At 47.8% G+C, this 18,501-nt stretch carries 15 protein-coding genes and 1 pseudogene; 10 read left to right on the top strand and 6 right to left on the bottom strand.

What is annotated here, in order from left to right; translation table 11 throughout:
- Positions 1-99: 99 nt before the first annotated feature.
- Entirely contained in the window at positions 100-1,407 is a 1,308-nt protein-coding gene (locus KDW_RS01535) for an ABC transporter substrate-binding protein (RefSeq protein ID WP_151754331.1), read from the bottom strand.
- Between the two features lie 779 nt (positions 1,408-2,186).
- Here KDW_RS01535 and nadB point away from each other — a divergent pair.
- The 7 genes and pseudogenes from nadB to KDW_RS01505 all read left to right on the top strand — a co-directional run bounded on the left by nadB (position 2,187) and on the right by KDW_RS01505 (position 9,494).
- The gene (gene nadB / locus KDW_RS01530) at positions 2,187-3,857 is read left to right on the top strand and encodes an L-aspartate oxidase (RefSeq protein WP_151754330.1); all 1,671 of its coding nucleotides are present in this window, start codon (positions 2,187-2,189) and stop codon (positions 3,855-3,857) included.
- Positions 3,850-4,425, top strand: a complete 576-nt coding sequence (gene nadC, locus KDW_RS01525; protein ID WP_269822414.1) for a carboxylating nicotinate-nucleotide diphosphorylase — start codon at positions 3,850-3,852, stop codon at positions 4,423-4,425. Before nadB ends, nadC begins: the two co-directional genes overlap by 8 nt.
- Complete coding sequence (locus KDW_RS34750) at positions 4,365-4,691, top strand: nicotinate-nucleotide diphosphorylase (RefSeq protein ID WP_307767747.1); 327 nt, start codon at positions 4,365-4,367, stop codon at positions 4,689-4,691. Before nadC ends, KDW_RS34750 begins: the two co-directional genes overlap by 61 nt.
- A 149-nt stretch (positions 4,692-4,840) precedes the next feature.
- A pseudogene (gene nadA, locus KDW_RS01520) lies at positions 4,841-5,898 on the top strand (quinolinate synthase NadA).
- A gap of 344 nt (positions 5,899-6,242) precedes the next feature.
- Positions 6,243-6,848, top strand: coding sequence for an ECF transporter S component (locus tag KDW_RS01515; RefSeq protein ID WP_198925156.1), 606 nt, complete (start codon positions 6,243-6,245; stop codon positions 6,846-6,848).
- 3 nt (positions 6,849-6,851) lie between these two features.
- On the top strand, positions 6,852-8,636 hold the full coding sequence (locus KDW_RS33530) for an ABC transporter ATP-binding protein (protein WP_151754328.1): 1,785 nt from the start codon (positions 6,852-6,854) through the stop codon (positions 8,634-8,636).
- A gap of 27 nt (positions 8,637-8,663) precedes the next feature.
- The gene (locus KDW_RS01505) at positions 8,664-9,494 is read left to right on the top strand and encodes an energy-coupling factor transporter transmembrane component T family protein (protein ID WP_151754327.1); all 831 of its coding nucleotides are present in this window, start codon (positions 8,664-8,666) and stop codon (positions 9,492-9,494) included.
- A 112-nt stretch (positions 9,495-9,606) separates the two neighbouring features.
- Here KDW_RS01505 and KDW_RS01500 read toward each other — a convergent pair whose 3' ends face one another.
- Complete coding sequence (locus tag KDW_RS01500) at positions 9,607-9,897, bottom strand: DUF1330 domain-containing protein (RefSeq protein ID WP_151754326.1); 291 nt, start codon at positions 9,895-9,897, stop codon at positions 9,607-9,609.
- A 342-nt stretch (positions 9,898-10,239) separates the two neighbouring features.
- On the opposite strand from KDW_RS01500, the gene KDW_RS01495 reads away from it, so the two are divergent.
- Both KDW_RS01495 and bcp read left to right on the top strand, forming a co-directional pair.
- Positions 10,240-11,562 carry an MFS transporter gene (locus tag KDW_RS01495; RefSeq protein ID WP_151754325.1) on the top strand — a complete coding sequence of 441 codons (1,323 nt, stop codon included), beginning with the start codon at positions 10,240-10,242 and terminating at the stop codon, positions 11,560-11,562.
- Between the two features lie 126 nt (positions 11,563-11,688).
- Complete coding sequence (gene bcp / locus KDW_RS01490; RefSeq protein WP_151754324.1) at positions 11,689-12,186, top strand: thioredoxin-dependent thiol peroxidase; 498 nt, start codon at positions 11,689-11,691, stop codon at positions 12,184-12,186.
- 70 nt (positions 12,187-12,256) lie between these two features.
- Here the strand turns inward: bcp and KDW_RS01485 are convergent, their stop codons facing one another.
- On the bottom strand, positions 12,257-12,817 hold the full coding sequence (locus tag KDW_RS01485) for an acyl-CoA thioesterase (protein WP_151754323.1): 561 nt from the start codon (positions 12,815-12,817) through the stop codon (positions 12,257-12,259).
- A gap of 267 nt (positions 12,818-13,084) precedes the next feature.
- On the opposite strand from KDW_RS01485, the gene KDW_RS01480 reads away from it, so the two are divergent.
- Complete coding sequence (locus KDW_RS01480; RefSeq protein ID WP_151754322.1) at positions 13,085-13,717, top strand: TetR/AcrR family transcriptional regulator; 633 nt, start codon at positions 13,085-13,087, stop codon at positions 13,715-13,717.
- Positions 13,718-13,850: 133 nt separating this feature from the next.
- Here the strand turns inward: KDW_RS01480 and KDW_RS01475 are convergent, their stop codons facing one another.
- The 3 genes from KDW_RS01475 to KDW_RS01465 form a co-directional block, all read right to left on the bottom strand.
- On the bottom strand, positions 13,851-14,612 hold the full coding sequence (locus tag KDW_RS01475) for a ferritin-like domain-containing protein (RefSeq protein ID WP_151754321.1): 762 nt from the start codon (positions 14,610-14,612) through the stop codon (positions 13,851-13,853).
- A 124-nt stretch (positions 14,613-14,736) separates the two neighbouring features.
- Positions 14,737-16,521, bottom strand: coding sequence for an ABC transporter ATP-binding protein (locus tag KDW_RS01470; protein ID WP_151754320.1), 1,785 nt, complete (start codon positions 16,519-16,521; stop codon positions 14,737-14,739).
- Positions 16,518-18,263, bottom strand: coding sequence for an ABC transporter ATP-binding protein (locus KDW_RS01465; RefSeq protein ID WP_151754319.1), 1,746 nt, complete (start codon positions 18,261-18,263; stop codon positions 16,518-16,520). Before KDW_RS01465 ends, KDW_RS01470 begins: the two co-directional genes overlap by 4 nt.
- Positions 18,264-18,501 lie beyond the last annotated feature (238 nt).

Below are 18,501 nucleotides of genomic sequence, written 5' to 3'. Positions count from 1 at the left end.
TGAGCGGCGTCTTACGATTGCTTTTTCATAGTATGCCAGGCAGAGGGCGGAAAAGCACCAGGAGGGAAAACCTCCCGGTTCTTTTCCTGATGCCAGAACTTACTGATTATCGGAGAGAATGGAGTTGATTTCATCTGCAGGAGCTTTGAAGGCCTGCTCTGGCTTTTCCTTGCCCAGAACTGCATTTTGAATATGGGTATGGATGAGTGTACGAACCTGCGCCCATGACGAAATCAATGGCATGAGGTACGTATAAGATACAAACGGTGTAAATTTATTGATGGGGTCAGTTACTGTAATCGATTTACGGGCACCTGGAGCCAGATAATACTTGGGCACATCTTTAGCAACATCGCTGCCGGTCAGGTAGCGTGCCATGTCCATCGCAGCTTTTGTCTTATCTGTATTGCCTGACTTCGCGACCGCGATCAGACCGATGCCACCGGTGGTTAAATGCTTGCCAAGTTTACCAATGGGCATTGGCTTGACCGTAAAGTTCATATTCATCGCTGCATAGCCACCCGAGTCCCCGCTGGGTGCGCAGTACATGGCATAATTTTTGTGCTGGCTAAAACCAGTGCCAATATCATCGGGAGATTGTGTACCAAAGTCAGGAGGTGTGACTTTATACTTCAGAGCCAGATCGGCCAACTTCTGCAAACCACTGATGGCTTCAGGGGTATCAAAGGCATACTTCTTATTATCTGGAGTAATCGGCACGCCACCATCGCCCATGATGATAGGCCAGGTATTGACCAGGTCAGGATCGATCGCACCTGTAAAACCATAGACCTTTTGTCCATTAGCGCGGGTAAAGGTCAATTTCTGTGCAATTGCCACAAACTGCTCATACGTCCAGTTATCATCAGGAACAGGTACGCCACGCTCTTTAAAGATATCCAGATTTAGATACATACCAACAGGCGGAACCCACAGTGGCCAGGCATATGTTTTGCCATTAAACTTGATCGCATCAAGCAGATTAGGATACATATCAGCTTTATCATCGGCTGTCAAATAATCATCGATAGGCTGAACCATACCCTGTTTGACCAGCAAAGGCAGATTATCGGCTGGGAAGCGGAAGAGATCTACAGAAGCGCCACCACCGACTGCCTGCGTCACCTTGGTAAAGCCAGCATTATCACCTGTGTAGCCGGTAATTTTGACATCAATATGGGCATGTTTTTTCTTATAGGCTGCTACTGCCGCATCAGTGAGTTTGCCAGTGGTATTAGCTCCACCTGGTTGATAGCCCAGTGTCCAGTACTTCAACGTAATGTCCTGGGTTGCGGTGGAACCTGTACCTGCCTCGCCGCAGGCTGCCAGTAGCGCCGCCAGGGCGCTGGTGCCCACTACCGCCTTACCACCTTCAATGAAAAACTGTCGCCGTGTAACAGTACTCATGCTTATTTCTCCTCAATGTGCTATGTTTGGGGCCCGCATGGGTGTAAATAGGGTATTTTGCTATAATAGCATCTTTGCCATCTGCGAACAAAGGGAGCATCCATCGCTCTCTGTTCTTCTCCCTCAATGCCAAATACTGCTTTTAAGCAAAATTGATCTGAAATACCTTTTGCCTTGCTCGAAGAAAGATCCATCAGATGCTTTTACCGAAGGATAAGTGAAGAAAGAGACATAAAGTATATTGCGAGAAATATTTACGCAATGCTTTTGTTGGCGCTGGCTCCTTCCCTGGTCCTTTAAGAATGCTAGCTGTTATAGTCGATAGGTTGTATAGACCAACTACTGCATTTTTAACACTATGCCATACTTTCAATATGCTGTCAAGCTACAATCACTTCTTCTATAAATATAAAAATACTTTAATGTAAAGGGCCCATATGTCAGCAGGCACTTCAAAGAAGAAATGGATGGTTAGTATTAGATCTTTTTCACCACCTCCTAAAATTTTGAGCGCCGCAGGCGCGAAAACCTGGCGACAAAGTATCCCATAAAAGCGAGGTTCAGACACACGCTCAGGTATTGTGAGGAAAAAACTGAACAGTCGTACTATACAAGGAAATTCGAGGATATTGGCAGATTGGCATGATCTGGCATGGACAAACGCCCCAAAATAGGGTACACTCTACACCAAAGGTATGACTTAGTGTATAGAAAACACCTTTTCTTTTTTGTCTGAGTCGTAAGTGTACAAGTTACACTTATTCGAAGGAGAATAAGGCATGACTCACTGCCAACCGTTTGATGTTGCGATTATTGGTGGCGGCATCGCGGGACTCTCAGTGGCCTTACGTTTATCGGAGCAGACACGTGTCGCTCTCTTTACCAAGGGACAACTTGGTGAGAGTAATACACGCTATGCGCAGGGTGGGCTTGCTGTGGCGTTGGGGGATGATGATAGCCCCGAGCTTCATTTGCAGGATACATTGGCTGCTGGTGCTGGATTGTGTGACGAAGAAGCGGTACGGATTCTGGTTGAGCAAGCTCCAGATGCTGTGCGCTGGTTGATTGAAATGGGTGTCCAGTTCGATCGCGCTCAGCCTGGAGAAGATGCACATATGACACCTGATGGGCTGCTGTTAGGCCGCGAAGGTGCTCACTGCCGCTGGCGTGTTTTACATGCTGGTGGTGATGCAACTGGTGCAGAGATCGAACGTGCGTTGTTAGCTGCTATACAGACACGTTCCTCGATAGAATTATATGAAGACACCTTTGTGCAGGATATATTACTGCGTGATGGTCGCTGTGTGGGTTTACAGGCGACTCGCAGTAATGGTGAGACCTTTGAGCTGTATGCTCAGTCTGTAGTGCTGGCGAGTGGAGGGGCAGGTGGACTCTGGCTCCATACCTCGAATCCATCTGGTGCGACAGCTGATGGGTTGGCGCTGGCCTGGCGGGCAGGCGCGGCCCTGGCGGATCTGGAATTTATGCAATTTCATCCAACCGTGCTGGTTGCTGATGGTTCGTCTCACTTGATCTCTGAGGCAGTGCGTGGGGAAGGTGCTTATCTTCGCAATCACGCTGGTGAACGTTTTATGCCTCGCTATAGTGCTCAAGAGGAACTGGCTCCTCGCGATGTGGTGGCACGTGCAATTTTGAACGAGATGCTGACAGAAAAGACTGATTGTCAGTATTTGGATTTACGCCATCTACCATCTCAGAAGATGCATGCGCGTTTTCCGACAATTTCAGCTCTCTGTCAACAATATGGCCTGGATCTGGCAAGCGATCTTTTGCCGATTGCACCTGCGGCTCACTATTGTATGGGGGGTGTGCTGGTGGATACGTATGGGCGGACCACTGTTGAAGGGCTCTATGCTGTTGGTGAAGTTTCCTGTACCGGAGTTCATGGAGCCAATCGTCTGGCCAGCAATTCGTTGTTGGAGGGATTGGTCTATGGTATTCGGATCGCGGATCATCTTTTACCGCTGGATCAATTACAGTGGGAGCATACCTCTTCTTTGCAGCACTCTTCTCAGTTCTTTGTTTATGAAGATGATCTGGAGTCCATTCCGTCATCACGTCTGACGCACAAGCCGTCAACAGCACAGGTGTCTCGCCAGGTGCGGCAGTTGATGTGGGAGTATGTCTCTCTTTGTCGCGATCATGAAGGACTCTTGCTAGCGAAGCAGCAGGTACGTGAACTGCGTGCAGAGGTGCAGTCGCTGGATGAATTAGATGTGTCTTGCTTAGAAACATTGAATATGTTGCTTGTGTCTGAACTGGTGATTACTGCAGCACTTGAACGTTGTGAGAGTCGGGGAAGTCATTGGCGCCAGGATTATCAATTGTCCGATCAAGATCTGGCTGCTCGACATCTAGCTTTTGTTCCTCTGCCCATTGATCCATATGGATCAATGGCCTTGCAGAAGGAGGCGATTTCTTATGTATAAACTACCGGTAGATCTGATTACACAGGCGTTGGAAGAGGATGGGGCGTTTGCTGATATTACAACGCTGAGTACGGTCCCCGAGGATCAATGGTCCGAGGCGCGTATCCTGGCTCGTAAGTCTGGTGTGGTGGCAGGGATTGCTGTGGCCTGTGAGGTTTTTCGTCAGGTCGATGAACGCATACAAATTCAGCAATTGGTGGATGATGGAGCCGCTGTACAAGCCAATCAGGATCTGTTGCTGTTAAAAGGTCCTGCGCGTTCCTTGTTGAGCGCAGAACGTGTGGCGCTCAATTTTCTGGGAAGGCTTTCTGGGATTGCTACCTTAACTGCGAAGTGCGTGCAGGCATTAGAGGGTTCTCGGACGCGCATCCTCGATACACGTAAAACGACCCCTGGATTACGTGCTCTGGAGAAGAGGGCAGTGCAAATGGGTGGTGGTCAGAATCATCGCTTTGGTTTAAGTGATGGCGTGTTGATTAAAGATAACCATATTAAAGCTGGGGTGGCATTGCCGAGGCAGTCGCTGCCGCACGCCACTATGCACCGCACCTGCTCAAAATTGAAGTAGAGTGTGAGATGTTAGATGAAGTGCATACTGCTATTGCAGCGGGTGCAGACGTGATCCTGTTAGACAATATGACGCTAGAGCAGATGCGTCAGGCGGTCGCCGTTATCCGTGAGGAAGGTCCTCGGGTTTTGATTGAGGCTTCGGGTGATATTGGCACTGACGTTGAGCGTTTAGCCGCTGTGGCTGCCACGGGCGTGGATTTTATCTCACTTGGGGCCCTGACGCACTCTGCACCCAACTTTAATATCTCTCTAGAGTTCGCATAAAGCACTTTTTGAAGGAGCAAAACCATGGCGATCAAGTCCGAGTGTGCAGTGAGCCAGGAGACGCATGTTCTACCACTGCTCAGCCGCAGAAACGCGCCCGTTACGATGTCTCAAAACGCATTGACTCTATTCCTTTGTTTTATGCAGAGATGGGTGGAGAGGAATTAGATCGACGTATCGCAGTGGCCCGTGAGGCTCTGGGTGAACGTCTGGTAATCCTGGGTCATCATTATCAGCGTGACGAAATTATTAAATATGCTGACTATCGGGGTGATTCTTTTAAACTGGCGCAACTGGCTTCCCAACGCCCGAACGCGGATTATATTGTGTTCTGCGGCGTCCATTTCATGGCGGAGAGCGCTGATGTATTGAGTTCTCCCATCAAAAAGTGATCTTGCCTAATCCTGCGGCTGGTTGTTCGATGGCGGATATGGCTAATATTGCCGAAGTCGAAGAATGCTGGGAACTATTGCATGAAACCCTGGGAGATGATGCTGGCATTATTCCTGTTACATATATGAATTCGGCTGCCAATCTGAAGGCTTTTTGTGGTGCTAATGGTGGTATTGTATGCACCTCTTCCAATGCGCCCAAAGTTATTGATTGGGCTTTTAAACAAGGAAAGCGCGTGCTTTTCTTTCCTGATCAGCATCTTGGACGTAATACGGCTACCCATTATGGAATTCAGGCAGAGCAGATGGTGGTCTGGGATCCCAAAGATCCGATGGCTTTTGATGATGCGGAAGAAGTACTTGCCAATTCCAAAATCATCCTGTGGAAAGGTCATTGTTCGACCCACATGCGTTTTAGTGTAGAGCAGATCGAGAAAGCTCGTGTCGACTATCCTGGCATTAATGTTCTCGTGCATCCTGAATGCCGACAGGAAGTTGTTGAAGCGGCTGATCTCTATGGCTCAACCGAATACATTATCGAGCAGATTGAGAAAGCTCCTGCAGGTAGCCAGTGGGCGGTTGGCACTGAGATTAATCTGGTGCATCGCCTGGCTCAGGAAAATCCTGATAAATTCATCTTCTGCCTTGATCCCATTGTCTGCCCTTGTTCAACCATGTATCGCATTCATCCCGCTTACGTGGCCTGGGTACTGGAAGGGTTACTGGATGATAACGTGATCAATCAGGTGAGTGTCGATGAAGAGACCTCCCACTGGGCCCGTGTTGCCTTACAGCGCATGCTTGATCTGGCCTGATAGTTTTTACTACTCATGCAAACTGTGAAAGAGAGCAGTCAGCCTTCATGTTAAAGGCTGACTGCTTTCTTTATGTTGACAGGAAAGTAACAGCCGCAACATTTTAATTTTACGAATCACTCGTGATGAGCCAGGTTTTATCCATTTACGAGGACGGCCAGACACTCATCCAAATAATTGCTATTGACAAATATGGAAGTGGTTGCATAAGCTTGTAACATTAATCATTGCAGAGAATGGAGGCCTGGCAGAAAACTTCCTGGTATCTGAACGTGCCCGATTTTACACAGGAGAATGAATCGCCTTTTTCTCTGAAGCGTTTTTCTTCCAGAAGGAGCATGAATTTGAGCAACGTTAGCGCAAATCCTTCCACTGCACGTCCATGGTCACTTACCACGGAACGTATTATTATTGCAGGCGTGCTGGCGGCAATTACCATCATTCTTGGGGTGGTACCTAATCTCGGTTTTATTCCTTTGCCCAATGCCATTGGAAATGCGACCATTGAGCATATTCCAACCATTATTGGAGGTGTGATTGCTGGTCCGATTGTTGGTCTTATTTCGGGCCTTATCTTTGGTGTATTAAGTTTCTTCCGAGCTACCGAACCCTTCTTTAAGGATCCTACCGTTGCTATTTTGCCACGTATGTTTATTGGCTTGACTGCCTGGGCCACCTTTGCCGCGTTAGTACGCTTTAATCGAGATGTGGCTGCTGCTGCTGCTGGTTTTGTTGGTGCCGCAACGAACACTATTCTGGTGGTTGGGGCCTTGATTATCCGTGGCTATTTTCCAGCCCAGGTAATTATTCCAGTGGTGCTGGTACAATCAATCATCGAAGCGATCATCGCCGCCATCATGACCGTCGTCCTGGTGCGTATCTTCTATATCCTGGAAGCTCGCCTCGTTCATGCTCCTGATACAAAATCTCGGGATGAATTGCCGTACTAACTTATGATTGAGCTTAAGAACGTTACATTTAACTATAGTACGCAGGAGGAAGCTGGTATTCCTCCTGCGGTTCAGGATATATCCCTGCAGATTCATGCCGGCGAAACGGTGGCCATTATCGGCCACAATGGTTCCGGTAAGAGTACACTGACCAAACTGCTCGCCGCAATTCTGGTTCCTCAGTCTGGTTCAATCCTGGTGGATGAGTTGCCTACCGCTAGCCTGGGAGCAGATCTCTGGCAGATTCGCCAGCGTGTCGGGATCGTATTTCAGAATCCTGATGATCAGTTGATTGCCAGTACCGTCATCGATGAAGTTGCGTTTGGACCCGAAAATCTGGGATTTTCACGCTCTGAGATCGCGGCTCGCGTGCAGAATGCATTACAGGTATTGGAATTAGAAGCCTACGCGCAACTGTCTATCAGCGAATTATCGGTCAGTCTTAAGCAGCGGGTCGCCATTGCTGGTGTACTGGCAATGCAACCACGTTACCTGATCCTGGATGAGCCTACCACTATGATCTCAGGCAAGACTGCAGACCAGTTATTGAAAACCGTACAAAGGCTGGCGCATGAGCAAGGGATTGCGGTTATTCATATTACCCATTTTATGCAGGAAATTGTCTCCTTTGATCGCGTGATTGTGATGGATGCGGGCCGGATACTGATGGATGGCACTCCGAACGAGATTTTTGCCCGTATGGCTGAATTGCAGGCTGTGGGTCTCGATGTACCACTAGTGACACAACTGGGCCACGTATTGCGTGCGCAAGGATGGGCGAATATCCCTCCAGTTGTACTTACCCCCGAACAATTACTTCCTCCACTTGATCTTGAGCAGTCGTCTTCTGCTATTGTAGTTGACCCTCCCGTATCTGCAGATTTTTTATCTGCGCAGGCACCAGTGCATTTATCCGTGCCTGATCCGTCAGCAATTTTTGCACTGAAAGAAGCTTCTTATATTCTAAGAAAGGATACCCCTTTTGCGCACGAGGCATTGCGGCGCGTCTCTCTTTCAATCCGTGCTGGCCAGACTGTGGGCCTCGTCGGTCCAACTGGATCAGGTAAATCTACTCTGATTGATGTGTTGGCTGGACTTATCAAGCCCTCCTCTGGTTTGTTCTTTTTTGAGGCAGAAAATACAGCGATCAAGGGCTTTAACATGGCACGTCTGCGCTCACGTGTAGGGGTGGTCTTCCAATCACCTGATTCCCAGATTTTTGAGGAGACGGTCGGTAAAGATGTTTCGTTTGGTCCGCGTCAGCGCAAGGTCACGCTGGCTGAGTCGCGGCGTCTGGTGCAAGAGTCGCTGGAAGCCGTTGGCCTTTCCTATGAAGATTTTCGCTCACGCTACACGTATGCATTAAGCGGAGGGGAGAAGCGTCGGGTAGCGATTGCGGGTGTGCTGGCATGTGAGCCCAAAGTGATAATCTTTGATGAGCCAATGGCTGGCCTGGATCCAAGGGGACGTCGAGAACTATTCGGTTTGATTCAAACGCTCAAGCAGAGTGAAGACCTGACCGTTATCTATGCGTCTAGTAGTTTGAAGGATGTTATTGAGTTGGTTGATACCATTCATATCCTGGATAAAGGGAGCGTGCTTTTTAGTGATGTACCCCGTCAGATATTGGCTCAGGCACACGAATTGCATGCTCTGGATATTGCCTTGCCTGAAACTGTACAGATTGCACTCTCATTACGCTCCAGGTTTCCCTCGTTGCGTACCGATGTGTTAGATCAGGCTGAGTTGGAGGCCGAGTTGCGGAAAATACATGATCATATTCTTTAAGTAGTGTTGATTGTAGGAGTGGTATCTATGCTTGAACTATCACGCTATGTAACTTTTGGACAATATGTCAATAATAGCTCGGCCCTGGCGCGTATGGATCCGCGCGTCAAGCTGATCTGTGCCGTACTCCTGATTGGTTTGACTTCGTTTCTCAGTTCATATCTCGCCTTTGCATTATGTTTGCTGTTTTGCATTGTGCTGCATCGCATGTCACATCTCTCACTGGGCTATATCCTGCGTAGCCTGCGGCCATTCATCATCTTTTTGTTCATCGCTTTTATTTTTCAAGTGTTATTCTATACGCCAGCTAAAGCGCCACAGTGGCTCTGGCACTGGTGGATCCTTGGCATCAGTCAGGCCGGTATCCTTGCAAGCCTGTTAACCATTGTGCGGGTGCTCTTCCTTTATTATTTAGCCACGATGCTTTCTTTCACCACTTCGATGGTCGACTTGACGGATGGCATGGAGTCACTGGGCGCACCACTACAAAAGATTGGTATTCCTATTAATGCGCTGATCATGGTGCTGGTGATTGCCTTAAAATTTGTGCCGATATTTGTAACTGAAGTGGAGCGCCTGATGAAGGCCCAGACGGCCCGGGGATTAAACTTTGATCAGGGAAATCTGTTTCAGCGCGTCTCCAAGATGGCTTTATTGTTGATTCCTCTCTTTGTCAGCGGCTTTAAGAAAGTCAAAGTCTTGAATATCGCAATGGAGGCACGCTGTTATGGTAGCTCTGGTGGGTGGCATCGCACCAGGTTGCGTGCTTTCCAGTTGCAGCGCTTTGATGTGCTGGCGCTGATACTGACTATCCTTGTCTCTAGCATGCTTGTGATTGTGAATATCATCGCTTTCTGAACTTTTAGCTACATAATAAATAACAGCAGACCTCGATTTCTACTAAAGTTTGGGTCTGCTGTTATTTATTACTCTTTAACTCAGAATCGCTTAAAGATAGACCGGGATGATGCTACTCAATCCCTTGAACCAGTAATGCCCGGCCTTCGGATGCCTGGAAGCGAATAGCGCGGATTTTGGTATATTCGGGCGAATGATACCAGCGTTTGAATTGTTCTGTATCCTCAAACTCCAGTATCACCAGACGTTGCACCGGCCATTCACCTTCAATGACTTCAACCTGTCCGCCACGGACAATAAATTTGCCGCCGTATGTTTGCAGGGTTGCACCCACCTGTTTGCGGTACTCCTCATATAGTTGAGGATCAGTTACTTTCACATCAACCACAAAATATGCTGCCATCTGTTCTTATCGCTTTCTTTACTTACCTATCCTATCTGGCAGGATAGGTAAAGATGCTAATCAGTCAGTATTTTTCAAGCATAATAGAAAGCAAAGGGCCTGTCAACGTAAACGATGGTTCTATCAGGGTTTATTTCATTCTCGTTTTTTTATAAACCAACGTCTTAATTTATGTCAAATCTGTAGAAATATTCTACAGTCACATATTTTTTTACTCACCAGGAGTTTTATTGTTATTTGTATGAAGTGTTATTTTTAATCGAACAATCATATTGTTGGGGTAAGCTATTTGTGCTACAGTAGAGATGCCCGGTGAAGGGCATATATGGAGGTTAATTTACAATGAAAGAACGTGTTGGGAATGTGCGTTGGGGCATTGCGAGCTTGTTGAGTTTAGGTATTATCGTTAATTACCTGGACCGTGTGAACATATCAGTTGCGCTGTCTCCACTTCAAAAAGAGCTTGGGCTCTCTAATTTTCAGACTGGTCTGATACTATCCTCATTTCTCTGGAGTTATGCTATTTTGCAGCTCCCGGTTGGTGCATGGTTGGATCGGTTTGGTGTTCGTTGGCTTAATCGTATTGGTAGCATTATCTGGGCTTTAGCGACATTCATGACAGGTCTTGTGAGTGGTTTTGGCTTAATCATGCTCTCACGTATCCTGCTTGGTATTGGTGAAGCTCCAGTCTTTCCAGGTGCCTCTAAAGCAACAGGCTACTGGTTTCCAATGAAAGAACGTGGACTGGCAACCTCAGCTTTTGACGCTGCTGCCAAGTTCTCTTCGGTCATTGGTGCACCCTTAATGGCGGTTATCGTTGCGGGCTATGGATGGCGCGCCGCTTTTCTGGTTGCAGGTGCCATCAATGTCGTGTATGCCATCATCTACTGGATTTTCTATCGCGATCCCAGTGAATCGAAGGCCCTCTCTGAAAAAGAGCATCATTATATCGTCGAAGGTGGAGCGCAGCCGGAAAAGGTTGCACCCACGAATGCGCTGGCCAGTTTGGGTTTTCTCTTGCGCCAGCCCAAAGTGTGGGGACTCAGCCTTGGCTTTGCCGCCTATAATTATTCGTTCTACCTGTTTCTCACCTGGCTACCTGGATATTTGCAAAAATCCATGCACATGTCAGTGCTGAAGAGTGGTTGGTATACGGTTATCCCCTGGATCGTAGCCACCATCACGGATATTGTTATCGGTGGTATCGTTGTAGATGTTTTAATCCGCCGAGGCTACGACGGAACCAAAGTGCGTAAAACGATTGTAACCATTGGTATGTTGCTTGGATTGGCTGTCATCGGTGCTGCTTTTACCAGCGATGCAACTATAGCTACTATCTGGATCAGTATCGCTATTGGCGGTCTGGCCTTTGCCGCACCTGTAGCCTGGAGTATTCCAAGTATCATTGCTCCTAAGGGAACTGTTGGTTCAGTTGGCAGTATCATGAATATGCTGGGCAATCTTTCTGGTATTGCTGCTCCAATTGTCGCTGGTCTGGTGATTGATAACACCAATTCGTTTGCTGCCAACTTCTTGATTGCAGGCGCCATCCTGGTGGTTGGCATTTTCTGCTTTATCTTCCTGTTAGGTCGTATTGAGCAGATTACTATGCCAGAAGAAATTGTTCAGGAAGATGCAGTATATAAACCTACTTCTATGCAGTAGGGTCTGTAGAAAATAGAATTTTGTGATACGCTATATGCATGCGTAAAAGATTAGAGCGGGTACTATTACCCGCTCTGATTTTGCCAGAGATTTCAGGCTTTATTGTAAATGTTATGAGGTGTTCTTATGAGCGAAACAGAAATTCAGGAACAGCAACCCGCCCCCGATTTTACGCTTCCTGCTATTGGTAGTGAAGAGATTGTGAAAGATGGGCAAGTTCATCTGGGTGGCCTGAAAGGCCATAACGTGGTATTGTATTTTTATCCAAAAGACGATACTCCGGGATGTACCAAAGAAGCTTGCGGCTTCCGCGATGCCAATCATGTGTTACAGCAGCGTGGTGTGGTGGTGCTGGGTATCAGTGTGGATAGCATTAAGTCGCATCAGAAGTTTATTGATAAGTTCTCTTTACCATTTCCTCTGCTGGCAGATACCGAAAAGACGGTAGCGGAGCAGTATCATGTCTGGAAAGAGAAGAGCATGTATGGCAAGACTTACATGGGCGTGGATCGCCAGACCTTTTTGATTGATAAAGAAGGTATTGTGCGCAAAGTCTGGCGCAAGGTAAAGCCAGACGATCACGCCAATGAGGTCCTTGAGGCCGTTGAGGCACTTCACCTCTAACTCTCTGCTTCATACTTAATCAGGCAAAGGATGAGACTCCACTATTCAATGGAGCCTCATTCTTTTTTGTTTATTGGGCATCGTTAGCCGCTTGCAGTTGTTTGAATTCTTCGTCGATTTTCTGGCGGCGCAGTCGACGTTGGCGAGCATGCTCGATAATCTTTGCCTCTTCCTCATCGGCAGGCTGTAATGGCGGTACAGGTCGGGGTTTACGGTTCTCATCTAATGAGACATAGATAACGTAACTGCTCGCGATCTTACGTACCTCACGATTAATTAAATCTTCGGCGGTCACTTCGACGCCGACCTCCATGCTGGTGCGTCCAACATAGTGCATAGTGCAGTGTACTGCGACTACATCTCCAATAAAAGCGGGAGCCAGAAAGTCGAAGCGCTCGACTCTGGCCGTGACGACCGTTGGACTCTGGCTATGTTTGATAGCTACGATGGCGGCTGCTTCATCCACCATGCGCATAATAACGCCTCCATGGACATTGCCATGGCCATTGGCGTCGATGAGTTCCATCATGCGGCGCGTTGTACTACGAGAATAGGCAATGCTGCGGCCCTGATTCAGATCTACGTCCGGGAAATTGCGGTAGCGGTTAAATATTCTATCAAATGGATTCATGTTGTTCTCATCTCTTATAGTTTCAATACATGGATGTTATTGCGATCATTACTATACTGCATTCTGACACTGGCAACAAGGTTGCTGGCTACACATATTTCTGGTTCGAAATAGCTTGCCTTTCCATTTTTTGTGCTGATCCTGGTATTTCTTTAATACATGCTATAAAAAAGCAATCGTGAACTCCGCTGATAATAGTTCACTCGATTGAGCAGCATGGTGTGCAGAAAAGTTACTGTCCAGGGGGAATGTTGAGAGGTGAAGAGTATGCGTAGCAAAGATGAGCAATGGTTATTGGTGGTGAATTTACTGGGTAATTATGGGTATCGGGGTACCTCAATGCGTGATATTGCACGTACATTGGATTTGAGCGAGGCGCATGTCCATACTTTGATGGGTTCTAAAGAAGATATACTCTGGCATATTGTCAGCCGCGTCGCGCGCTTGTTTTTGACCCAGGCCCGGACCGTACCACGGAGTATCTCGCCAGCGGAACAACTGCATTTGCTGATTTATCGTCACCTGGAAGTGATTGCTCAGGATAAAGATTATGTCCTGGTATTCTTGCGCGACTGGGCGTTGCTGGATGATATCCATCGACAAGAAATTCAGTCAATGCGTGAGACCTATGACTCCTACTTTTATCGTGTGATTGATGCCGGGGTGAAGGAAGGAGTATTTGATGTACCGGATACCCTGCTCGCTTGTTTGTTCGTTTTATCCGCCCTGCAGTGGACACATCAGTGGTTTACAGCCAACGATGCTTTGACATTTACACAGTTAACTGATCAATATAGTGCGCTCATCCTGCGCGCATTATGTTCAGGCTATACTGTACCACTCGATGGGGCGATGGCTTATCTGTATCATAAAGAAGACCAGGCTGAGCAGGATGAGTGATGGGTGAAGCTGTTGCCAGCCTTACCCACCATTTCCTACCAGGAGGCTTCAGGTTGTCACTCGTGGGTATATGGGTGGGTAGCGAGCGCCAACTATATCTTGCTTCCCGGTAGGTGCGCCATGATACGTGGTACTAGACAGTAAAAGGCATGCGATACTCGATGTTAGGAGCGCTGGTGCTGATTTGCGCATAGGTATAGGTATTACCCGTGGCAGGAGTGAGGAAACCAGCGGTATTCAATACATCTGTCGTCTCTGAGACCTTTTTCGTGAGAACGGGGGCAAAGGCATAGTTGTTCGCAGGTTGTGCTCCAGCAATGAAGCGTCCCAAAACACGATGCTCAGCTTCAATACAGGCAATCTGGCTGAAGATCTGTGCCATGCGATATCCATTGAGCTTGGCAACTTCGACGATAGCATTCAGATAGACAGAAGCAAAGGCATTCTCAAGAGCCTGTTGTGAATCAATGAATGTTGTGAGATCAGTGAAGGTTGTCGCGCCATTTGGATAACTGAAAGAGCTGCTAACGGCTTGAGCGCCCAGGGACTCAAGGAAGAGTTCGTGAAGCTGCTCTTCTATGAGGGCCGTCTGTAGATATGTCAGATTGTCTCCAGTGATTCCCAGGGTTGCAGCATTGGTAACAGCATTGCTATAGGTAGTGACTGCCAGCTGTTCAGTCGTGACAAGAACATCTAGGATTTTTTGGAGCTTTGAACGTGAGCTATCTGCAAATACTTCTCCTGATCCGACTAACGCACTTGTTCCTAATGCAGAGAGTGAAGCCAGGCCAGCTACAGCTCCTTTGAGAACAGTACGTCGTGCGCGCTGAGCGGAAATCATTTCAAGCAAGTTAGATTTAGCATTATCGAGCGACCGATCATCATTTGTATTCATGAGATACGTATTTCCTTTCTCAAGAAGGATTAGCAAAATCCTAGTAGTGAGATTAGCGATTTGCTAGTCTCACTACTAGGATAAACAAGCGCTAAAATGTTGAATACGTATCTGAATCTAGTGTTTACATGAGGATTTCTTCGTTCTGAAACGCGTGGCTTTGCCCATGCCAGAGGTGCTGCATTTCTCTGTTATGAGCGAGTAAGTCATCAAGTTTTCCCTGTGCGTCTATTCTTCCGTCTTTAAGGACGATAATCTGGTCGGCCTGGCGCAGAGCGGTCCTGCGATGAGAGACCGCCAGGACCGTGCGGTCCTTTTGTGCAAAGATGCGTTGCCAGAGTAAGCCTTCGGTCTCGATATCAAGGGCGCTGGATAGATCATCTACCACGAGCAGATTAGCTGGTCGAACGAACATTCTGGCTGCCGCGGAACGTTGGATCTGTCCACCTGAAAGTCGCACCCCCTTTGGTCCGACCAGTGTTTTGAGACCTTCACTCATTTCAGCAATATCAGGCTCAAGCACCGCCAGGCGCAGTGCTTCCTGAATTTTGTGCTCATCGTCAGGTAATCCTAGCAGGATATTATCACGCAAGGTATCACTGAACAAATGTGGTACCTGCGAAGTATAAGCACTATAGGGTGGGATAAAGAACGTAGCCGGATCAGTAATAACCTTTCCATTCCAAAAAATATCACCTTTTTCCCTGGGCAAAAGGCCCAATAATGTTTGCAAGAGTGTGGTTTTGCCAGCCCCAATGCGCCCGGTAATCACTGTGAATGAACCCTGTTCCAGGCGCAGGTTAATCTCTTCAATGCCATGAGAACTATCGGGATAATGGTAAGTCAGATTGCTGGTGGTCAGATATTGAAGTCGATTCTCTCCAATATGTGGGATTTCCGGCACCTCTGGAAAAGGACCTTTTGTATAGATGGGGCCTGGCTGAATCAATGTGTGGGCCGGTGCTCCTTTGAGTAAGGTCAACATACGTTCTACTGAAACGCCTGCCTGTTTATAGTGTGTCAGTACGCCCCCAAAGAGGGTAGTGAACTCGGTGATCCAGCCCAGATAATACACGAAAAGTGCAAAGTCTCCGATCGTAAAGGTGCCGGCATGCATGGTCTGACTGGCAAGGAGTAAGATTATGCCTGTGCCCAGGCTGACAGTGTTGGCGAAAAAGGACTGCATGACCTGATCAAAAATGCGGTCACGTACCGTCATCTCCATACGTTTTTGATTGAGTCCCTTAAAATGCTGGATGGCTTGTTCTTCCGCATTAGCAATTTGAATAGCCTGTACTGCGCCAAAGAGTTCTCCAAGGAAGCCTGTAACATCTCCAGTAGCCCGACGATTTGCATCACGGCGCTTTTTAATCTGCACACTGGCAATATTTACCGTCGCGGTGATGGCCGCTAAGGGCAAGAAAATGGCCAGCGTAATGACCGGGTTAATCTGGAGCATTACGATCAGAGCAATGATGGCAAAACTTGTAAGGGCGATCAGATCATTAAATACCATTAAAAAAACAGCATTTTCATCTACATCATCACGCAAACGACTGATGGCTTCTCCAGATGATGCTGGCAGGGCGTGTGCGCCCGGCAATTCAAGAATGCGAGACAGGATATTCTTTTGCAGCAGGGCTGTGTTGCAGAGAATAAATGGTGAGTTCGTGAACTGGCATCCTACTAAGCCAGCGATACGACCTGCCGTTGAGCCTAATAAAAGCGCGATCAGCCACCAGAGTCCCATCTCAACTGCTGGTCTGGCGGTCAGGCGATTGAAAAACTCTCGGCCAACCAGTCCAGTCACCATTTCAAAAAGCAGCACCGCTATAATTGATAGACAATTTAAGCTATAGTTCCAGGGGCGAAAGCGTATAAGGCCAAGGAAAAATTGCCAGGTTTTCATGCATGTACCTCTTCCTGAGCAGTAAGCAAGAGTTGTGCGAAACGGGAACGGGTATCTTCTTGCAGAATTTTTCGGTCTCCATATTCAGCAATGTGACCGGCTTCCATGATCAGAATGGTATCGGCGCGTTTCACCGTGCCAAGTCGATGCGCGATAATAATCGCAGTTCTGCCAGCCAGTAATCTGCTTATAGCCTTTTCAATTAACTGTTCAGTGACTGGATCCAGGCGTGATGATGCTTCATCCAGAATAATCAGGCCGGGATCGCGCAGGAAGACACGGGTAAAGGCGAGCAATTGAGCTTCCCCGGCTGAGAGTCCCCCACCATTGGCTGCCAGCATTGTATCCAACCCATTCTCTAATTTGTCATACCAGTCCGTCAGACCCAGGTCCTGCAGCGCCTGTTGGATTTTTTGATCAGCAATGCTGGAATCGAAAAGCGTCAAATTGTCACGTACCGTGGCGTAGAAGAGCTGCACATCCTGTGTCACAATCCCGATATGCTGGCGTATATCGGCCAGGCGGGCCTGAGCCAGGTCGACTCCCCCTAGCTTAATACTGCCGGATGCTGGCTCATAGAGACGGAAGAGTAGCCGTGTAATAGTCGTTTTTCCACTACCAGTTCGGCCCAGGAGTCCCAATACTTCGCCTGGCTGTATTTGTAAAGAGATATCGTCCAGTACCAGTTCTTCATCTTCATAGCCAAAGCTTACCTGTTCAAAATCGACGCTCAACGCACCAGCCGGCAGGACCGCGCCTGATCCATCCTTCAGCTGGCTACGCAGTGCCATCAGTTCATTCACGCGCACAACGCCTGCGCTGGCCTTTTGAAAATCCTCCAACTGGGTTGAGATCATCATGATTGGTTGTGAGAGCTGTTGTGTGTAGTAATAAATCAAGAAAGCGACGCCGATACTGATACCTTTGCTGCTATAGAGCCATGCGATCAAGCTAAAAGCGATAATGTAACCAATCGCAAAAAACAATGCTGGCAAACTCCATGGAATAGATGAAAGGATGCGTGCCTGTCGACCATAGATGAAGCGCTTACGCGTGAGCATCAATAGCCGACGCATGATATAGGGTTGGGCACCACTGGAGCGGATATCCTCTGTACCACGTAGCCTCTCTTCTAAAAAACCAAAGAGTTCTGCACTTAGCTGGCGAAAGGTTTTCCAGGGCTTCACGGCAATGCTGCGAGCACTGTTGATAGCGACTAATGCCACGCAGGCGAAGAGACTCAGCACCAGTCCGACATGCCATTCTGTATACCAGAGCACCACCAGGATCCCAATCAAGAGTAGCAGTCCACCCAGAATCTTGATCACGAACTGGGAGAAGAAATTTGCCAGATTGGTCACATCTCCATCCACGCGCTCGATTAACTCACCTGGTGTATGGACCTTGTGAAAAGACATATCCATCTTGACCAGATGGAGTGCAAGGTCGGCACGAAGGGCATTTGTAGCGCGCCAGCCCACTACTTCACTGATATAGGTGGCGGCAATAGTTATGAGTTGTTGGAAGATAGCTACCACAATAAAGAGGATAGCTACTCCCAGCAATGATGACTGCGGTCCACTTGAGGTGACTGTATCAATAAACATGCGCAAAAATTGCGGATTAATGAGTTGTAACGTTATTTCAGCACAGAGTAATAATACCAATAAGAGGACTCGTATACGTTGAGGTGAGAGATAGCGCCATAAAAGATCCCGATAATCTTTGAGCGGAATGCGCATAGAAGCTCCTTTCAGTGAGCAATAAGACGACAAGACGACAAAAAAGGCGTGGGTTATGCCATGATTTTAGTGGTCAATACACGCTGAGGTCTGAAAGCAGACATAAAAAAAACCATGGACTTCAATCAGGTCGTCCACAGTCGTGTTCAGTGGTTTAGCAGAAGTTGAAAGAAAAGTACCGATAAACAGGCATAGTACGACTGTGGGCGTGGGAAGGCAGCCCACCGGGGTGGCGCAG

The organism is Dictyobacter vulcani (assembly GCF_008974265.1).
Taxonomy (GTDB): Bacteria; Chloroflexota; Ktedonobacteria; order Ktedonobacterales; family Ktedonobacteraceae; genus Dictyobacter; species Dictyobacter vulcani.
This window is presented reverse-complemented; position numbering and strand designations above follow the sequence as displayed.

Excerpts from the sequence above, each read along its gene's own strand:
- nadC (WP_269822414.1), top strand. The coding sequence starts at position 3,850 with ATGTATAAACTACCGGTAGATCTGATTACACAGGCGTTGGAAGAGGAT.
- KDW_RS01535 (WP_151754331.1), bottom strand. The coding sequence starts at position 1,407 with ATGAGTACTGTTACACGGCGACAGTTTTTCATTGAAGGTGGTAAGGCG.
- bcp (WP_151754324.1), top strand. The coding sequence starts at position 11,689 with ATGAGCGAAACAGAAATTCAGGAACAGCAACCCGCCCCCGATTTTACG.
- KDW_RS01475 (WP_151754321.1), bottom strand. The coding sequence starts at position 14,612 with ATGAATACAAATGATGATCGGTCGCTCGATAATGCTAAATCTAACTTG.
- KDW_RS01470 (WP_151754320.1), bottom strand. The coding sequence starts at position 16,521 with ATGAAAACCTGGCAATTTTTCCTTGGCCTTATACGCTTTCGCCCCTGG.
- KDW_RS01480 (WP_151754322.1), top strand. The coding sequence starts at position 13,085 with ATGCGTAGCAAAGATGAGCAATGGTTATTGGTGGTGAATTTACTGGGT.
- KDW_RS01465 (WP_151754319.1), bottom strand. The coding sequence starts at position 18,263 with ATGCGCATTCCGCTCAAAGATTATCGGGATCTTTTATGGCGCTATCTC.
- KDW_RS01505 (WP_151754327.1), top strand. The coding sequence starts at position 8,664 with ATGCTTGAACTATCACGCTATGTAACTTTTGGACAATATGTCAATAAT.
- KDW_RS01495 (WP_151754325.1), top strand. The coding sequence starts at position 10,240 with ATGAAAGAACGTGTTGGGAATGTGCGTTGGGGCATTGCGAGCTTGTTG.
- KDW_RS01500 (WP_151754326.1), bottom strand. The coding sequence starts at position 9,897 with ATGGCAGCATATTTTGTGGTTGATGTGAAAGTAACTGATCCTCAACTA.
- KDW_RS01485 (WP_151754323.1), bottom strand. The coding sequence starts at position 12,817 with ATGAATCCATTTGATAGAATATTTAACCGCTACCGCAATTTCCCGGAC.
- KDW_RS33530 (WP_151754328.1), top strand. The coding sequence starts at position 6,852 with ATGATTGAGCTTAAGAACGTTACATTTAACTATAGTACGCAGGAGGAA.
- nadB (WP_151754330.1), top strand. The coding sequence starts at position 2,187 with ATGACTCACTGCCAACCGTTTGATGTTGCGATTATTGGTGGCGGCATC.